Genomic DNA, 18,020 nt, shown 5'->3' with positions numbered 1-18,020 from the left:
ATTTCATTATCCTTTCATACCACTCATGGCAACGCCTTCGACAAATTGCTTTTGGACAAAGGCGAATATGATTACCAGCGGAATAGCGGCAATAACTGCGCCAGCCATCATGATTCCATACGGAATCGCTCCTCCAACGGAGCCATTAAGCAGAGAAAGTCCCGCGATCAATGTGCGATCATCAGACTTAGATGTCATAATTAATGGCCAAAGCAAATCATTCCAGTTGTTCATAAAATTGAATAAAGCTAATGTAAACAGCCCCTGTTTTGCATTCGGCAACACAATCGACCAAAAGACGCGAAACTCATTCGCCCCGTCAATGCGAGCAGCATTGTCAAGATCTCGAGGCAATGAAATAAAAAATTGTCGGAGTAGAAAAATACCTGCAACATCAGCGGCACGAGGCAAAATCATGGCAACCATGTTGTAATTACCGATAAGCCCCATGGAAGAGAGCATCTTATACGTTGGAATAAGGAGCGCTTGGTATGGTACCATCATGCTCGCAATTAGCACGAACAACAACACATTCCGTCCTCGGAAATCGAGTCTGGACAATGCGTATGCGGCCAATGCGTCAAACGCTACAGAAAACAGCGTAACGAAACCGGCAAAAATCACAGAATTTCTGAACTGTGTTCCTACAGGAATTCGGTTGAATAATTGTACATAATTATCCAGCGTTAAAGAAGACGGAATCAGCTTCGGAGGCCAGGCATTGACTTCTTTGCTCGGCGCAAATGATGTAACCAAGCAAACAAAGAACGGAAAAACAGTAATTAATGAAGTTAGAATTAGAAGTATATATACTCCGACGCGGCCCAATAATACTCGTGGAGTAATGTACCGCGATGAATTGTGAGATGCAGAAACCACTGATCCTTTTTTCATCACATGGACTCCTTTTCATAACGGTTATTAAGGACAAGCTGGATAACCCCCACAATGAAGGTGAAAACCAGCAAAACATAGCTAAGAGCCGAAGCTGCGCCAAGATGGAAATTACGGAAGCCTTCAGTATAGATTCGATAAACAACCGTCTCAGTCATATGATCAGGACCACCAGACGTCATGACATAAATCTGATCAAACGCCTGGAAAGACTGGATCAAAGCCATTATGACGACATAAGTCATAGTGCTACGAAGCCCCGGAAGCGTAACAGAAGTAAACTTTCTCCACGCACCGCAACCATCAAGCTCCGCCGCTTCATATAGCTCATGCGAAACCCCTTGCAATCCTGCAAGAAAGATGACCATAAAATAACCAAAATTCTTCCATACACCAACCACAGTAACCGTAGGAAGGGCCCATGTAGTGCTACCGAGTACATCACCCATATGAATGCCAATCTTGGATAACCAATATGGCAGGAAGCCTAAATTTGGGTCAAGAATGAACTGCCACGCCATTGCGGCAACAGCCATAGAAATAACAAACGGGAGGAAGATGGCGGACCGGAAAAACCCTCTCAAAGGTAAATCATCACGGTTAAGAAGCATCGCAACAGCCAAAGCTACGATAATTAGTAGCGGCATATAAATAACCGTATATATCAGCGTATTCAAAAGAGCATGTACAGCATCTTGATTGGAGAATAAATCCGTATAGTTTTTCACTCCAATAAATTGAGGCTTATTAAATCCCGTCGCATTGGTAAAACTCATCCACAGCGCATAAAAAGCAGGATAAAAAACGAATGCCCCGATAATCACAATTGCAGCAGCACTGAATAACCAACCCATTCGTGTCTGAGCCCGCTTCATTTCATTCCGACGGACAGGAGAATCACTTGTGACCAATGAGCGTGGTGGCTTGTATCCACTTGATGATGCACGCATCTACTTTCCCTCCCAGCTTCAAAAAGGGGTGCGAGCCCCAGCTGCAAATCAATTGATACTCGCACCCTCTCTTCAGCTTAAATTAATTCATTCCTCAATATATCCTTGAATTTTATCGTTAGATTTTTGTAGAATATCCGTCAAGTCACCCGTAGATTCAGAAATCTTTGGGCCAAGAGCATTTAGTTCAGACTGAACATCTGCAAACCCAGACGGAACACTTCCAAGAAGCAGACTGGAATGATCCATATAAGGGCTAATTTGAGAAACGAAATTGTTGCTCTTCATATCGTCAGCAGTAACATCCGTACGATTGGGTGGGTAGTTTGCCTTAACCGCCCAAGTAATCTGATTCTTTTTATTATTAAAGAACTTCATCCAAGCATAAGCAGCCTTCTTCTTAGCATCATTACCGTCGACCTGTGAAGTCGTATACCAATAGTTAGCCGCAACTTCTGTGACCTGCTTCTCCGGCCCCTTCGGCATTTCAAATGTGCCGGTTTCAATTCCTTTCTCTTTGGCAGCATTAACAATCCAAGGCCCGATCCAGAACATCGCCGCCTTACCGGAGCAGAACAACGTCTGAGCATCCACAAGCGAAAGATTGCTCGGCGAGGACTTCTTCGCATAGAAATTATCACGAATCCAAGTAAGTGTATCCTTAGATTTCTTAGAAGTCAGGTTAGCCTTCCCGTCAACAACTAAATCTGTTCCGGCTCCCTGTAAAAATATCGGAAGATATCCAGCGTCCTTATCAGCAAGAGCAATCCCATACTGGTCAGGAGTACCATCTCCATCCTTATCAACGGTCAACTTTGACGCAAGAGCAGCAAGATCATCCCACGTCTTAGGATATTGATCCTCCGTGATTCCAGCCGCATCAAAAATAGCCTTGTTGAAATAGACGGAATATGGAGCATGGCCCATTGGCACTCCATAATGTTTACCGTCCACTTCTCCATCTTTGACAACATTCTTACGGTAATGACTTGTCTCATTAGAAGAATCGGAATAGAAATCATCCGTAGAGACAATAGCCCCCTGCTTGATGAAGCCTTTTGCACCATCTGGCTGATAAGTCACCACATCCGGACCATTACCAGCAGAAATTGAAGACAGAAGTTTATCATTAATTACATTCCAAGGATTCTGTTCAATTGTCACCTTCACATTGCTTTGCGATTTATTGAAATCGTCAGCAATAGATTGAACTACTTTCCCATCATTCTCAGTAAAACCGCTCCATACACTAAGCTCTGTCACTCCGCCATTGGAGCCTGCGGCCTTTGAGCCGCCACCACATGCTCCAAGAGAAATCACGGATGCAGCAGCTACAACTAACGCAGCTGCCCTGATTCCCTTATTCATATTTTTTCTCCTTTATCCGATTTGCCGCTACGCCTCTGTAACAGCTTCTTATTTTTCATAGCCCGCACCCCTTCGCGACCGCCAAAATCATTCATTAGCGGCACGATGGAAGTACATAATGCTCAATCAAGTCAAAAACATGTAGTTATAGACCCTCCTCCTTTTTCGGCATTCAGAGATTCCCTCAACGCCACAATAAAATTAACCGACTTCTTTGTTGGCAACATCACCTCGTTGGATTAAACAATATTTTCAACGTTGTAATTTTGATTATACAACTTTTTCTATCGTTGTACAACTTTATGACACACCGATAGAAGAGCCATGCAAACCTGTACTTGCGGCACTTAACACACACGGAGTTCCCGCGAGCGGACCGCCATCGGCCGGCAGCACGTCCGTGGTGGTAGGGGTCCACAGATTGTCGGGTTCCGGCACGCCGAAATCCGGACCGTCGGCGGTCCACTTGACCACACCGACGCGCGCGTGGCGATTCGGGTCGAACAGCGGATCGCCCTTAATTTCCGTGTAGTTGCGGCAGTGGTAGATCATCAGGTCCTCGGTGCCGTCCTCGGACTTGGTGAATGAATTGTGGCCCGGACCATACTGACCGTTCTCGGCGCAGGTCTTAAACACCGGCACCGGGCTCTTAGTCCAGGAGGCCTTGTCCAGCAGATCGCTGCCGCACTCGGCGGTCAACAGTCCCACGGCGTACGGAACGCCGGTGCCGGAGGCGGAATACGTGATGTAGATCTTGTTCCCATGGAACAGGAAGGCCGGTCCTTCGTTGACCAGGAAGTCGATGCATTCCCAGTCGTATTCCGGCTTGGTCAGCATGACGGGATCACTGCCCAGCGTCCACGGATTGGCCATCTTGGCGATATACAGGTTGGAGTTGCCTTCGATGGCGGGATCCTTCTGCGCCCATACCAAATACTGCACGCCATCAATCACTTCGGTGGTGGCGTCAAGTGCGAAGGAGTCGATCGGGGTGATGATCTGGCCCCTCTCCACCCAGTTGTCGGAAGTCGGATCGTCGTCGGTGTTCTCCAGCACGAACATGCGGTGCGTCGGCAGGCCGGATGCTTCGAAATCCGTTGCGGCGCCTGCGAAATAGATATACCATGCGCCATTGATGCGATGTAGTTCAGGGGCCCAGATGTAGATGCTCGCCGGGCCGGATTCGTGCTTGCGCCACACCACCGTCTCGGGAGCCTTCTGCAGATCGTTGATATTCGACGCGTGACGAATGGCGATGCAGTTGTATTCCGGATCGGAGGCGGTGAAATAATACTCGCCGTCAACCTTGAGCACCCAGGGGTCTGCGCGCTGAAGCACGATCGGATTGTTGTAAACAACCATGTTTAGTCCTTCTCAATCCGTTGTTCCAGTATTTACAACGTTGAATATATCATTCTTACATCGTTGTAACAACTTGGGCGCGTCATTGTCGGAAGATGCTTGGATGCGGTGCTGCCGCTGGGCATGGGCGTCCATCGTTTGCGCCATTCATGCCAATGTCGGTGCCGCCGTCGGTCATGGGTGCTCGACACACTCAAGGCCGTTCGGCCAAGCTTACGGCCGAGCGCCCATGCCCGGCGGCGGCACCTTGGGGGAAGAGCCGACTCAATGGGTACGCACGCTGGGAGAAACTTGCCGGAAGGCAAGCGAAAGCTCAGAGGACGAGGGAATCGATGGGGAGTTTGGTGGATTGGCGCACGACCAGCGATGATGCGACCTTGCGGAAGACCTTCTCCCCCGGCCTGTCGGCATTCGGGTCACGGCCGTCGATGCGCTCCTTGAGCACTTTCACCGACAGACGGGCGACCGCTTCAAGTCCCGGCGCGATCGACGTCAGCGCCGGCGACAGGTACTGTGAATCGTCGGAATTGTCGAAACCAACCACGGAGATGTCGTCGGGAATGTGCAAGCCGTGCATCTGGATCGCGTGCATCACGCCGGAAGCCAGCATGTCGTTCAGCGCGACGACGCCATCGACTTCGACGCCGGAATCCAACAACGCGTTCATGGCCCTCACGCCGTCACTACGATGCCACATGCCCGATTCGACGACCAGCCGATCGTCGAATTCGACGCCGGCCTCCTCCAGCGCCTCAAGATACCCTTGGTAGCGCAGTGCGGCGGAACCGACTTTCTCCCCCGGATGAACGCCGACCACGGCCACGCGGCGGCAACCGGTCGTCAGCAGATACTGCGTGGCACGCTTCGCGCCTTCGACGTTCTCGGTGGCGATGTGGTCCACCTGATCGGTGAAGATGCGTTCGCCGACCAGCACGAGCGGATAATCGACCTTCAGCTGCTCGACGTCATCCTGCCCAAGCTCCAACGGGCTGTAGATCAGGCCGTCGATCATCATCTGCTGGGACCCGTGCAGCGCTTCCAACTCGCCATCGCGCGAATATTGCGTCGGCTCCACAATCACGCGCAAACCGACTTTCTTCGCCTCTTCGATGACCAGCGACGACAGCTGCGCGAAATACGGCATCTGCAGATCGGGAATGGCCAAGCCGATGATGCCGGTCTGCCCTCGGCGCAGGTTGCGCGCCGATACGTTCACCGTGTATCCCAGTTCCGCGATGGCTTTGTTGACCTTGTCGCGCGTGGCCTGCGAGACGAATTCGTAGTCGTTGACCACGTTGGAGACGGTTTTGATCGACACTCCGGCCGCCTTGGCCACCTCACGCATGGTCACGACATGCTCGCCGTTTCCCCCCGTTCGCTTCGGCATATATACCCCTTTTGTCATTCAGCGGACTCAGTCGGCATCGAAGAAACCAACCTCCATTGTTACACCAGCATAGTCGGGGTCAAGCTCCTCCGCCGTTTGCATATCCAGAATGGGCATGCCCTCCTTGGACCAATGCACGCGGCGCACTTGGGCGTCGCGGCCACCATAGCGGCCGTGCTCGTATTCGGCGTTGTGGAACACGTAGATGAGGTTGCCGTCCTCGTCATGCGACCACATGCCGTGGCCGGTGCCGAGCTGCCAACGCCCGTTGTACATGCCGGACTTCTGCAGCGGATAATCGAGCTTCGTCCATACGCTGGCGTCGGTCAGATCGGCTCCCTGTCCGGCCGGGGCGGTGACCAGGCCGGTCGTGTAGTCGATGCCGACCAGCGAGCCCGAGTAGATCAGGAAAATCGTTCCGTCATGCACGATGGCGTTCGGTCCTTCGGCGATCATGTTGTCCCATGCGAATTCCGGCACGACGATCTGCTTCGGCTTGCTGGTGAGCCTCGCCGGACGAGCCGGGTCAAAGCTGGCGATCCAGATGCTGCCGACCTGCTGCCATGCGTAGTACCAGCGGCCCGAATCGCACAGCACGGTCATGTCAAGCGAAATGCGCTGGATTGGATTGAGCGTCTCGCCATCCGGGTCGAGGATAGGCTCGGGCACCGTCCAGTTCTCCGGCTCGCGCGGATCAAAATCCGTGCCGTCGGAATGCTGCTTGAGCTGCATGATGTGGCAGCTGCCGGTCCACATGTCCGGTTTGCCGGCACGATCGTTGGGGGTGCCGTCGGGATTGACGCGCGGCCCATCGAAGCAGGGCATGAACAGGACCGACAGCTTGCCGCCGATCACATGCAGTTCCGGAGCCCAGAAGCAGCCGGTCATCGGACGATCTTCGCTATTGAGATCGCCGCATGCGAGCAGATCGATCTCCTTGGCCTGTCCGCCCGCGGCGTCGGAAAGCGCTTCGATGGAGTCGGCGATGCGCAGCGGCATATGGGTCCTGCCGTCGTTCGGATCCACGCAATTGCCGTCGGTGTCATCGGTGGCGATGAACATGAACATCGGCTTGCCGTTGAACTTCCACGCGAACACCGTGTTTATGGTCAAATAAACGTGTACGGCGTCACCACCAAATCTGAACGGCATAAGCGTTCATATTGGACACGGACGGCGGACGGAAATGGCATCGGCGGAAGAAAAGCGCCGGTGCCGTACGGTTCCTGATAGATTCCCGAGTGCTAACAACCAACACATGGTCCTCGGGAGGAAAGGAATGACGACACCGGTGCGTATTCAACAGAGTATCAGGCAGCTCGAGACGAAAGGCCTGACGCATACGCAGATAGCTAGGGAACTGGGCGTTTCGCGGACGACCGTGGTCAAGTACGCGACCCGCGATTATTCGCCCGTTCCGCCGACCGGGGGAACTGCGAGCCGTTCCCTGGTCGCGGGCGAGTACGCGCGCAAGGCCGACGAATGGCTCGAGGCCGACCGGCGCATGCCACGCAAACAGCGGCACACCGCCCGGCGCGTACACGAGCGGCTCGTGGAGGAATGCGGCTTCGAGGGCAGTTATTCGTCGGTGCAGCGATGGGTCAAGCGCTGGCGCCAACGCCACCGCGGCGAGGCCGAGGGGTTCAGTGAGCTGGAATGGGCGCCGGGCAGCGCGCAGGTCGATTTCGGCCAGGCCCTGGCCGTGGTCGCCGGCGTGGAACGGACCGTGCATTTCCTGGTGGTCTCGTTCCCGTACTCGAACATGAGATACGTGGCCGCGCTGCCGGGAGAGACCGCGGAATGCGTGTGCCATGGTCTGAACAAGGTGTTCTCCCATGCCGGCATGGTCCCCCGCGTGCTAGTGTTCGACAACGCCACCGGGGTCGGCCACCGCAGGGCCGACGGGACCGTCACCCAGACGAGGCTGTTCTCGCTGTTCTGCGCGCACTACGGCTTCGAGACGAGGTTCTGCAACCCCTATTCCGGCTGGGAGAAGGGAAGCACGGAGAACGCGGTCGGTTTCCTGCGCCGCAACCTGATGGTGCCGACGCCGTCCGCGGAGGGATGGGACCGGCTCACGGACGCGTGGTTGGAACGCTGCGACGAGATCGCGCGCGGCGTCCACTACCGCGAGGACGTGCCGATCCGGGACCTGTTCGAGACGGACCTCGACCACATGCTCCCGCTGCCGCCGTCCATGTTCGACGCGTGCGACTGGCGCGGGGTGAAGGCCGACAGGACCGGAACGGTCACGATCGACTCGAACCGCTACCTCGCGGGCCCGAAATGGCATTCCATGCGTCTCATGGCCGGCGTGCGGGCCCTGCGGGTCGAGCTGCGTTCCATGGACGGCGAGCCGATCGTCACGTTGGAGCGCAGGTGGGGGCGCAGCCCCGACACCGCGATGGACCCGCTGTCGCTGCTCGCCATCATCGCACGCAAGCCGCGTTCGTGGGGCGAGAGTCCCATACGCTCCGACTTCCCGGAGGAGACGCGCGTGCTGCTCGACCGGATGGAGCCGCGCGAACGCGGCCTGCTGGTCGACGACATCCGCCACGCGGCCGTGGTGAGTGGCTTCCGTGCGGCCGTCATGGCCGTCGTCGAGATCGTCGCCGCGGGCAGAAGGCCCGACAGGGCCGCGATCGACCAGACGGCCAGGCGGATCGCGCAGGGCGACGGTCCCGAATCGAGGGCCAGGCTCGACACGTACAGCAGGTTCATGAGGGAGGACGGCGATGAGTGAGTCGACGGACGCCGCGGCGGGCGGACGCAGGGGCGGGCGGACCGTGAGCAAGTCCACCCCGGACGAGGTCATGGAGCTCGCATGCGGGCTGCCGTTGACCAGGAGCGTGCTGCGTTCCGTGGTCGCGGGCGCCACGCCCGGCCAGCTCGGCGTGCTGGCCGACCTGTTCAGGGCCGAGAACGCCAGCCGGACGGAATCCAGGCGCGCCAGGCTGATCAGGAACGCGGGATTCCCGTGCGTCAAGGGCTTCGACGGATACGACTGGGGCATGGCGTCGTTCCCCGCCGACTGGGGGCGCGAGCAGCTCATGGACCTCGGTTTCGTGGACCGGGCCGAGGACCTCGTGCTCTACGGCGACGTGGGATGCGGCAAGACGCACATGGCGATCGCCACGGGCATGCTGGCGTGCGAGAGGGGCATGCCGGTGAGGTTCTTCACCGCGTCGTCGCTGGTGATGCGTTTGCGGCGGGCGAGGGACGAGAACCGGCTCGACGCGGAACTGCGCGCGATAGGCCGCGCCAGGCTGCTGGTCATCGACGAGCTGGGCTACCTGCCGATCGACATCGACGGGGCCAGGCTCCTGTTCCAGGTCGTCGCGGATTCCTACGAGAAGCGGAGCGTGGTGTTCACCACGAACCTGGAGTTCGGACGGTGGGGCGAGGTGTTCGGAGACGGCGACATGGCCGCCGCGGTCATCGACCGCATCGTGCACCACGGAAGGATCGTCAGGTTCCGTGGCGAGTCATACCGCAACAGCCACTCCCTGATGAAATAAACGAAAAGAGCGGAACCAACCCGGCCGCCGGTGACGGTGTCCATTTTGAACGCCGATGGTGTTCAGATTAACTGGTGACGACACGCAGATTTATTTGACGAAAGACAACACCGACGGGTCGGCGCGTTCCACCGCGAACGGCACCGGATAGACGCTCTGGCGGATCACGCCTTCGACGGTACGGGTCTGGCCGGCCTTGAGCGTTCCCTCGGAGGCTTCCTGGGCGATGGCCTCAAGCTGGGCCATGTTCCAATCCACTGCGCGCGTGGCCTGCGAACCGTCGCTGTATGACAGTTCCGCACGGGTTGCGGCCAAGGCCAGAACCGCATTCCGGGCATCCTCACCATGCAGGCCCGCATCGATTCGCTGGGCGGGCACGGACGTTCCGGTATTGCGGATGCGGCCGAAGCGCTCTATCAGGCGCTCGGCCTCCGGCTCACTGATGGCGATGCTGTTGCCGACGACGGCGTTCGGAATGCCGCAATCCCCGGTCTGACGCAACGGCTGCGACGACGCCGATTCCACGACATCAAGCGGCCTGCCCGAACCGGCGGCGGCTACGATATCGGCCGTCCGCGCGGTGCGTGCCTTGCCATCGTCACCGGTCCAGGAGACGACGTAGCACGCGTCCGCGGCGTCGAAAGAGACGGACGGGTGATTGACCCCACCGGTGGTGCGCAACAGCACCAGCCCCCGCTGGTCGAACGCCGTCAGATCATCGCTGATGGCGAGCAGGAATGCCGACCGTTCGGAACCATCCGGCTCACCGCCGCGGGCGGTACGGGTCGCGGCGATGGCGAATCGTCCGTCCGCGAGGCGGAACAGGAACGGATTCTTCAGCGATTTCAGCGTGATATCCATACCGGGCATGACCACGCCATGGGCGACGGCGTCGGTGGCGGGGCGAGGCGCGTCGAACCGGTCGGCGGCGAAGTGCGCCGCGGCCGTGCACGCGTGGCGGGATTCCGCGGTCGCGGCGGCGATCGGCACACCGGCCGCGAAGAAGATGCCATAGTTTTCGTTCAGCGGCTGCCACTCGGCGTCATCGCCGGAACGTAGCGCCAAATGCATGCTGTAGGCGATGTCCTCGTTGTTCGCCTCTTCGCGTCCGGTGGCTTCGCGTGTATAGCACAGCAGGGAATAATTGGCCGACATGGAAGATCCTTCAGTAAGCAGATACAGGTTTTACAACGATGTACTATACCGTGTTTTACATCGTTGTACAACTTGGTGTGGCGGCATTGCGACACCCTTCATCCGCGGAGAGGAAGCATCATGGAACGCGCTTGTCGCACTTGTGAGCGGGCGCATCGCATGGCACATGACAACGACGAGGGGCTTCCCGGTTACCCTGGGAAGCCCCTCGAATCATATCCGGCGCGTTTGCTCAACGCGTCCGTGCAATCAGCGCAATCAGCGCTCGGAACGGTTGATGGCCGAGATGATGGCCTTCAGCGAGCTGGTGACGATAGAGGTATCGATGCCGACGCCCCACACGATGCTCGTGTTGTCTTCCTCGCCGATCTGGCATTCCACATAGGAAGCGGCCATGGCATCGGTGCCGACGGACATGGTGTGCTCCACGTAATCCATGACGGACGCTTCGATGCCGAAGTTGCTCACGGCGTTGAGGAAGGCGGCGATCGGACCGTTGCCGATGCCGGAGACCTCACGCTCCACCGGCTCGTCGACACCAACGTTCACGCCGCGGTCGAGAATCCTGGCCTTGAGCACGGTGTCGGAACCATCCTCGCCGGAGGAGACGGACACCTTCAGCAGCTTCAGACGGCCCCACTGCTCGAGGGTCTCGTCCTTGCTGTCTCCGACCACGACACCAGCCGCGGTGGCGCCGGATTCCTCGACCGGCAGGTACTCGTCCTTGAACAGACGCCAGATGTCCTCGTCCTTGACTTCCTTCTTGGTCTCATCGGCGTAGTTCTGCACGACCTTCTCGAACTCGACCTGCAGACGCTTCGGCAGATCAAGGTTGTGGTTGGTCTTGAGCAGGTAGGCCATGCCGCCCTTGCCAGACTGGGAGTTCACGCGGATGATGGCCTCGTAGGAACGGCCGATGTCCTTCGGGTCGATCGGCAGGTACGGCACGAGCCACACGAAGCTGTCCAGATCGGCGCCAGCACGGTCGGCGGCCACCTGACGGGCCTCAAGACCCTTCTTGATGGCGTCCTGATGGGAGCCGGAGAACGCGGTGAACACGAAGTTGCCGGCGTACGGGTGGCGCTCGGAGATCTTGATCTGGTTGCAGTATTCGACGGTCTTGCGGATTTCCGGAACGTTGGAGTAGTCGATCTGCGGATCGATGCCCTGGGTCAGGAAGTTCAGGCCAAGGGTGACCAAATCGACGTTGCCGGTACGCTCGCCGTTGCCCAGCAGGCAGCCTTCAACGCGGTCGGCACCGGCCAGCACGGCCAGCTCGGTGGCGGCAACGCCCATGCCCTCATCGTTGTGCGGATGCAGGGAGAGCACCACGGCGTCACGCGGTACGAGGTGGTTGGACACATACTCGACCTCGTCGGCGAAGACGTTCGGCGTGGTCATTTCCACGGTTGCCGGCAGGTTGATGATCATCGGATGTTCCGGCGTCGGCTTGATGACGTCGATCACCGCGTTGCACACCTCGACTGCGTACTCCGGCTCGGTGCCGGTGAAGGATTCCGGAGAATACTCGTAGTACAGGTCGATGCCCTTGGCCTCGCCCTCAAGCTCCTTGCACAGCGCCGCGGCGTCGGTGGCAAGCTTCTTGATGCCGGCCTTGTCCTTGCGGAACACGACCTCGCGCTGCAGCACGGACACGGAATTGTAGAAGTGCACGATGGCGCGCTTGGCGCCCTTCAGGCACTCGTAGGTCTTGCGAATCAGATGCTCGCGGGCCTGGGTGAGCACGACGATGGTGACATCGTCAGGAATGAGCTCACGCTCGATCAGCATGCGGATGAAGTCATAATCGGTTTCGGAAGCCGACGGGAAGCCGACCTCGATCTCCTTGAAGCCCATCGACACGAGCAGATTCCAGAAACGCAGCTTGCGCTCGGAATCCATCGGGTTGACGAGGGCCTGGTTGCCGTCGCGAAGATCGACGGAGCACCAACGCGGTGCACGCTGCAGTCGCTTGCCCGGCCACGTACGCTCCGGGAAATCAAACGGCACCTGCTTATCGTATGCGACGTACTTGTTGTACGGCATCTTGCTGGGCTTTTGCGGAGCTCCAATGTAACGCGCCGGAGGCAGCAGCGGGTCGTTGTTCCCTCCGTTGGACGCCGCGGCGACTGCCGCGAGATCAAACACTGACGATTGATCCTGACCCATCACTCCTCCTTATCTGTAAAGTCGGATCGGCCTTCTGCCAATCCACATTGTTACGTGCATGTTACCTACCTGCACTGCCGCCCATACTAGCGACAACCAATCCCATATTTTGCCGGTATTCCGCGATATGACGGCATGGTTTGCGATTTTCGCGCCCTTATTTCACCCCATATCCAGATTTGCCGCAGTACAGTGGGCATCATGAGCTTGCGATTCAACAGCGACGGTACGTTCCGGGTGCTGCAAATGGCTGATATTCAGGATGGTCCGGACGTGCGCGAAGACACGATTCGGCTGATCGAAGGCGCTATCAGGAAGGCACATCCCGACCTCATCGTGCTCACCGGCGATCAGATCCGCGGCTACGATCCGGCATATATCGATACGTTTCTACGTCGCCGTGGCGAACAGCCCGGTACGCACGTGCGCGCGGTCACCGAAATCGAAGCGAAAATCCGCGGCATCAAACGTCATCCGATCGCCAAAACACTGACCAAATCGCAGCCCTCCGACGAACGGTGGATGATCGACGGCATCGGCACCGATTCGCCGAAACTGGTGAAAAGCGCAGGTCGCAACGGTTCTGCCAGCAAGCTGGAATCGTGGGCGGAAGCCATCAATCGCGCCACCGCGGCGTCGCTGCTCGACGAGACACGGCAGAAAGTGCGCGACACGTTCGCCGCGTTTTTGGGGCCGGCGTTGGAATCGCGTATCCCCTTCGCTGCGACGTACGGCAACCATGATTTCCAATGCGGCATCCTCGCCGACGAACAGGACGATCTTTACCGCGAGTTTGCCGGCTGTATGAATCCCGTCGCCGGCTCGTCGCCGTTGGCGCTCGAACCGGGCACGTTCGCGTTGCCGATCGAAGCGTCCGACGGTTCGGGGCGCATCACAATGAGCGTGATGATGGTCAATTCGGGCGATTACGCCGACACGGCAGACGCGGGTGACGGCAACGGACGGCAGTCGGTCACCGAATACGCGAAATACGCGGCGAATTCGCGCGGCTGGGATTTGGCCGACTCCGACGGCTACGGCACCCCCTCGCCGGAAGCCGTCGAATGGCTGAAGCGCGTGCAACGCGAGTTGGGCAGGCGCAATGGCGACGGGCAGGCGGTGCCGGCGATCGCCTTCCAGCACATTCCGCCGCAGGAATTCTACGATTGCCTGCGCGAAGTGCCCGCCTACACGCCGAACGCCGTGGAGGGCGCGCGCGAATTCGCAGGACATTGCTATGTGCTCGACCGCGATGTGTGCCGACCCGGTTCGCGGCTGGGCGAGGCGATTGGCTGCGCCGACGTGAACGTGGGCGAAGTGGACGCGCTGCGTGAGGCGGGCGGCTATTTCGCGCTGTTCTGCGGGCATGACCACAAGAATTCGTTCGTCGGGCATGTGCACGACATCGATTTGGGGTACGCGCCGACCTGTGGTTTTGAATGCTACGGCCCGAAATCGCGGTTCCGCGGCATCCGGCTGTTTGAATTCCGCGAAGACAATCCGATGGCGTACGTGACGCGCATGCTGACGTGGGGCGATCTGGTCGGCCGTTATTCCAGCAACGAATTACGCGTGTTCTTCGAGGACCATTGCGTGACGGACCTGATCGGCGTGCGCAACGAGCTGCGCAGGCCGCAGGTCAGCGCCACGCTGCTAGGGGCGGGCGCGGTGACGTGCGGCGCGATCGGATACGCGGTTCGGGGGCTGTTGCGCAAATCGCAGTAATGCGATGCTCGTGGCAATCGCAATAATCGACAGCGACTCGGCGGCAGCACCGCCGACAACGCGACCTTATCGAATATCACTCAAGATATTTCGATTGGAAGAAGGCGTCTTGCTGTGATTCGCTACCGAGATTCGTGTCCTCGGCATTCACGATAATCGGCGTTTCCAGCTTGGCGGGCATGCTGTCATACCACGCATGGCTCCAGCCGACGATCGCTTCGCTGAGCTGCGAACTGTCGTATCCCGCCGGATATACCGTGAATGCACCGCAGGGGGCAATGCCGTAGGGGTCGGCAACCGTATATTTACTACCGTTTTTGATATACGTGTCTCCTATATTGCCATCGATTTTCAGCGCCGATTTGTCGCATTGCATCGTATAGCTGCCGTCCGCGTTCTTCTTGGCATCCTTGAAACGGCCTTTGAAATTCGAAATGGTGACCGATCCGTTCGGATAGTCATCTCCCGTAATGCCCATGTCGGAATCATGATATGTTCCGCTGAACGTGCCATCGGACGCCACCGTCATAGTGGTGCTCCAACCGCCGGAACCGGAAGCGAAACCGTACTTTCCGGCGATGGACTTCATCAAAGACCGAGTGGCGGCATCCGATTGCGAATCAGATTTCTTGGTGTCTGCGTTCCTGCTTGCATTTTTGCCGTTAGATTTCTGACTCTTGGCGGACACGCCCTTGATGTTGGCGTCTTCGAGGGAATCCCAGTCGGGCTGGACGTCCTCCACCAGATAGTAGGCGGTTTCGTCGCTGGGGGCGGGCTTCATTTTGACGGTGTCATCCTTGGAGCCGTTGTAGCCGTTGTAAGGCATGAATGGATCGAACCAGTCCCTTGTATAGGTTGATTCCTTCTCGCCGTTCTTGTACTGGTTCACGTCACGATACATCAAGAACGGACGGTCCGTATCGACAGGTTTTTGCTTTTGGGCAGCCGCGAGTGCAGACGCGTCAAAATAGCCAATTTTCTCTACTGATTCCACATCAGAGCCGACTGGGAACACCGCGAACAAATCCATCATATGGAATTTACCGCTGCCGTCCGGCTCATAATCGGACGCATCCGAAGAGTCGGAATCAATGTCATGGACCTTTCCGGCAACACAACTCCGCATATCGCCTTCCCCACCCAAGGCGGAATCGCCACACCAATACGTTTCGAACGCTTTGTGTGGGAACAATTCAAATGCTCCAGAGTTTCCAGTCAACAGATAGTCGGCTTTCTTGCTGCTGCAATACGGCTGTTGCACCGCATCGCAGGAAATCAAAGACTCACCGGTCATGCTGTACTTCGTGTTCGCAGCACCATCTTTCACTTTCAGGAAAACGATGTCTCCGCTGGAATAACTGTCATCCTGTCCTAGCGTGATGCAGTCGCCGGCCTTATTGCACCACTGGCCAGAAGCAACGTCACTCGTGCCCATCAGCAACCCATCTCCACCGGTTCCGCTGTGGTCAATGAACGTCTGCTTGGCACCCTTGGCATCCACACCCTGATACAGGGTGATGGTCTGGCCTTCGTTCAGCTGGCTGCCCGGCCCAGGTTCGGAGCCGGAGACCTTGCCGATGTACTGTTTCGATGAGAGACGTTTCTCCACTTTCACGTCGTAGCCTTTGGATTCAAGGCTTGATTTCACGTCGGAAATTTCCTGGCCGACGATGTCCGACGGCAGGCCGCCGTCGCTTTTCGTAGCCACGCCGATGTAGATGCCTTTCTTATCATCCTTCACGCCTTGGCCTTGCGCGGGGTACGTGCTGATCACGCTTCCCTCGGTGGTTTTGCTGGTGTCCGACACGATCACCTGCTTGTAATGCACCGGCACGCCCATCTGCGAGAACGTTGTCACCACGCTTTCAGCTTTCTTGCCGACCGTACCTTCCGGCACGCCAGGGCCGGCCGATTCGCGCACTGTCACCACACTGCCCGCTCTTACGCGGTCACCGGACTGAATTCCCTGATAGCCAAGGAACTTGCCGCTTTTCACGCCGGAGAATTCCTTGACGCGCTTGACTTTGAGACCCTTGCCTTCAAGCTGCCTGACCACGACCTTCGCATCCGGAGTCTTCGACGAGTCCTTGGGAGACGCCACCGCCACGTCCGGCAACGACTTGCCACCCCACAACTCCATGTTGTATGTCACGATGCCGGCCACCACAGCGGCGACCAGCAGCATCGCGGCCACCGCAATGCCGATGATGAGCTTGCGATTCGGGGAAGCGTCACGCACAGTTCCGTCGCTTTTTGGCTCAGGAGTTTCCGACACCGACGGAACGGATTGCGATGCAGCCGAAGTCGCGGACTGCGCTACGGGCAGCGTGCCGCCGCCCGGCAACGGGACCGGCGGAATCGCGTCTGCCGGCTGCGAAGCGAGCTGTTCTGCAGGGCGTTCCTCGTGCTGTGCCGCAGACTGTTCCTCGGGTTGCTCCGCAGACTGCGGTGCGAGCTGCGATGCAGGGGTTTCCGCCACCGTGGAATCGACGGAAAAATCATCCGAAATCCGTGCTTGTCCGGCATCAGGCTGCACCGGAACGGAGACCAACGGATTGCCGCAGTTCGTGCAGAACTTCGACTCCGGAGCGTTCTTCGAACCGCATTGCGTACAGAACATGGCTTCTCCCCTGCTTCAGTTTCTTCTCTGAAATCGATTATAGGGAGCCGGCGCGGTAAGCCGAAAGACTACCGGAACAGGCTCACGCCTCGACGGGCCATGCAGTAGGCGTTACCCAGCCACGTATGACGGGAATTCGGCCACACCGCGCCCAATCGCGGAGCATTCTGGCTCATCCAGATACTCGGTACGCGGCCGTCAGCGGAACGCGAGCCCAGCAGGTTGAAACCGTTCTTTTCCAGCAGCCATTCCGGATGCTGTGTGGCGATCGCAAGCCCCTCTTCCAAAGTCAACGGCAATCGCTCGTCGGAATCGATCAGCTTGCGTGCCACGTCCGGCTCGCGGTTGATATAGCAGGTGCCGGTGTGCGGTTCGATCACCAGATAGAACGGGCCTTCCGGCGGTTCGAAACCATCCTGCGGCAGGAAGCTGGCGATATCGCGCGGCGGCATGGTGGTGAACCCCGCCATGCGGTTGATGGAGGTTCGGGCGATCAGCGATTCGGGCGTCACCAGTTCGCGCGTGGGCACCAACAGGATCTGCGTACCCAAATCGGCGGAACCATCGCAATCCTCAAGCGCGCGGATAAGCGGGCGCGCAAGCGAGCGGAACGCGGCTGCCGACATATCGGCCACATCCGGATACCCCAACGCCACGATACGATCCAGCTGCTTCTGCGCTTCTTCTGATGCCTTCGACATGTCTACCAGTGTACGCGAGCGCGTTTACCGACCAGCATACGGATAGCTCGGCGGACATGACGGCGGGTTTTCGTAAGATTGAACAACGCGTGTGGCCGCCCGCGACGTCGTTTTGGGCCGGCTGGTCGACCTCAAGCGTAAGCAAAATCAAACTTGCAAAACTTGGAAAAC

At 57.9% G+C, this 18,020-nt stretch carries 11 protein-coding genes and 2 pseudogenes; 3 read left to right on the top strand and 10 right to left on the bottom strand.

Going from position 1 to position 18,020, the window contains the following annotated elements:
* Window positions 1-6 precede the first annotated feature (6 nt).
* From BAD_RS00815 to BAD_RS00790, 6 genes and pseudogenes are all read right to left on the bottom strand, one after another.
* A complete protein-coding gene (locus BAD_RS00815; protein ID WP_011742692.1) occupies window positions 7-894 on the bottom strand; it encodes a carbohydrate ABC transporter permease in 888 nt (295 codons plus the stop codon).
* Window positions 894-1,844: a carbohydrate ABC transporter permease gene (locus tag BAD_RS00810; protein ID WP_011742691.1), complete on the bottom strand. Its 951-nt coding sequence runs from the start codon at window positions 1,842-1,844 to the stop codon at window positions 894-896. The genes BAD_RS00815 and BAD_RS00810 overlap by 1 nt, the downstream gene beginning before the upstream one ends.
* 87 nt (window positions 1,845-1,931) lie before the next feature.
* Window positions 1,932-3,212, bottom strand: a complete 1,281-nt coding sequence (locus BAD_RS00805) for an extracellular solute-binding protein (protein WP_011742690.1) — start codon at window positions 3,210-3,212, stop codon at window positions 1,932-1,934.
* 300 nt (window positions 3,213-3,512) lie between these two features.
* Window positions 3,513-4,574 carry a glycoside hydrolase family 43 protein gene (locus BAD_RS00800; protein ID WP_011742689.1) on the bottom strand — a complete coding sequence of 354 codons (1,062 nt, stop codon included), beginning with the start codon at window positions 4,572-4,574 and terminating at the stop codon, window positions 3,513-3,515.
* Window positions 4,575-4,887: 313 nt separating this feature from the next.
* The gene (locus BAD_RS00795; RefSeq protein ID WP_041777212.1) at window positions 4,888-5,961 is read right to left on the bottom strand and encodes a LacI family DNA-binding transcriptional regulator; all 1,074 of its coding nucleotides are present in this window, start codon (window positions 5,959-5,961) and stop codon (window positions 4,888-4,890) included.
* Between the two features lie 27 nt (window positions 5,962-5,988).
* Window positions 5,989-7,062, bottom strand: a pseudogene (locus tag BAD_RS00790) (family 43 glycosylhydrolase); the annotation flags it as partial.
* Between the two features lie 178 nt (window positions 7,063-7,240).
* Here BAD_RS00790 and istA point away from each other — a divergent pair.
* Both istA and istB read left to right on the top strand, forming a co-directional pair.
* Window positions 7,241-8,704 (top strand): IS21-like element ISBad1 family transposase, encoded by a 1,464-nt coding sequence (gene istA / locus BAD_RS00785; RefSeq protein WP_011742685.1) that lies wholly within the window; start codon window positions 7,241-7,243, stop codon window positions 8,702-8,704.
* Complete coding sequence (istB, locus tag BAD_RS00780) at window positions 8,697-9,479, top strand: IS21-like element ISBad1 family helper ATPase IstB (protein ID WP_011742684.1); 783 nt, start codon at window positions 8,697-8,699, stop codon at window positions 9,477-9,479. Before istA ends, istB begins: the two co-directional genes overlap by 8 nt.
* 99 nt (window positions 9,480-9,578) lie before the next feature.
* Here the strand turns inward: istB and BAD_RS00775 are convergent.
* Together BAD_RS00775 and leuA are read right to left on the bottom strand one after the other, a co-directional pair.
* Window positions 9,579-10,634 (bottom strand): annotated as a pseudogene (locus BAD_RS00775) (alpha-arabinofuranosidase); the annotation flags it as partial.
* Between the two features lie 258 nt (window positions 10,635-10,892).
* Window positions 10,893-12,803 carry a 2-isopropylmalate synthase gene (gene leuA / locus BAD_RS00770; protein ID WP_011742682.1) on the bottom strand — a complete coding sequence of 637 codons (1,911 nt, stop codon included), beginning with the start codon at window positions 12,801-12,803 and terminating at the stop codon, window positions 10,893-10,895.
* 198 nt (window positions 12,804-13,001) lie between these two features.
* Between leuA and BAD_RS00765 the strand changes: the two genes are divergently transcribed.
* Window positions 13,002-14,528, top strand: a complete 1,527-nt coding sequence (locus BAD_RS00765; RefSeq protein ID WP_172458541.1) for a metallophosphatase — start codon at window positions 13,002-13,004, stop codon at window positions 14,526-14,528.
* Between the two features lie 76 nt (window positions 14,529-14,604).
* On the opposite strand, the gene BAD_RS00760 is transcribed toward BAD_RS00765, so the two are convergent.
* Both BAD_RS00760 and BAD_RS00755 read right to left on the bottom strand, forming a co-directional pair.
* Window positions 14,605-17,148 (bottom strand): PASTA domain-containing protein, encoded by a 2,544-nt coding sequence (locus tag BAD_RS00760; RefSeq protein ID WP_011742680.1) that lies wholly within the window; start codon window positions 17,146-17,148, stop codon window positions 14,605-14,607.
* A gap of 68 nt (window positions 17,149-17,216) precedes the next feature.
* The gene (locus BAD_RS00755; RefSeq protein ID WP_035010307.1) at window positions 17,217-17,849 is read right to left on the bottom strand and encodes a DUF5701 family protein; all 633 of its coding nucleotides are present in this window, start codon (window positions 17,847-17,849) and stop codon (window positions 17,217-17,219) included.
* Window positions 17,850-18,020 lie beyond the last annotated feature (171 nt).

It is taken from the genome of Bifidobacterium adolescentis ATCC 15703 (assembly GCF_000010425.1).
Classification (GTDB): domain Bacteria; phylum Actinomycetota; class Actinomycetes; order Actinomycetales; family Bifidobacteriaceae; genus Bifidobacterium; species Bifidobacterium adolescentis.
Note: the sequence above shows the minus strand (reverse complement) of the source record. Positions and strands in the feature narration are given on the sequence as shown.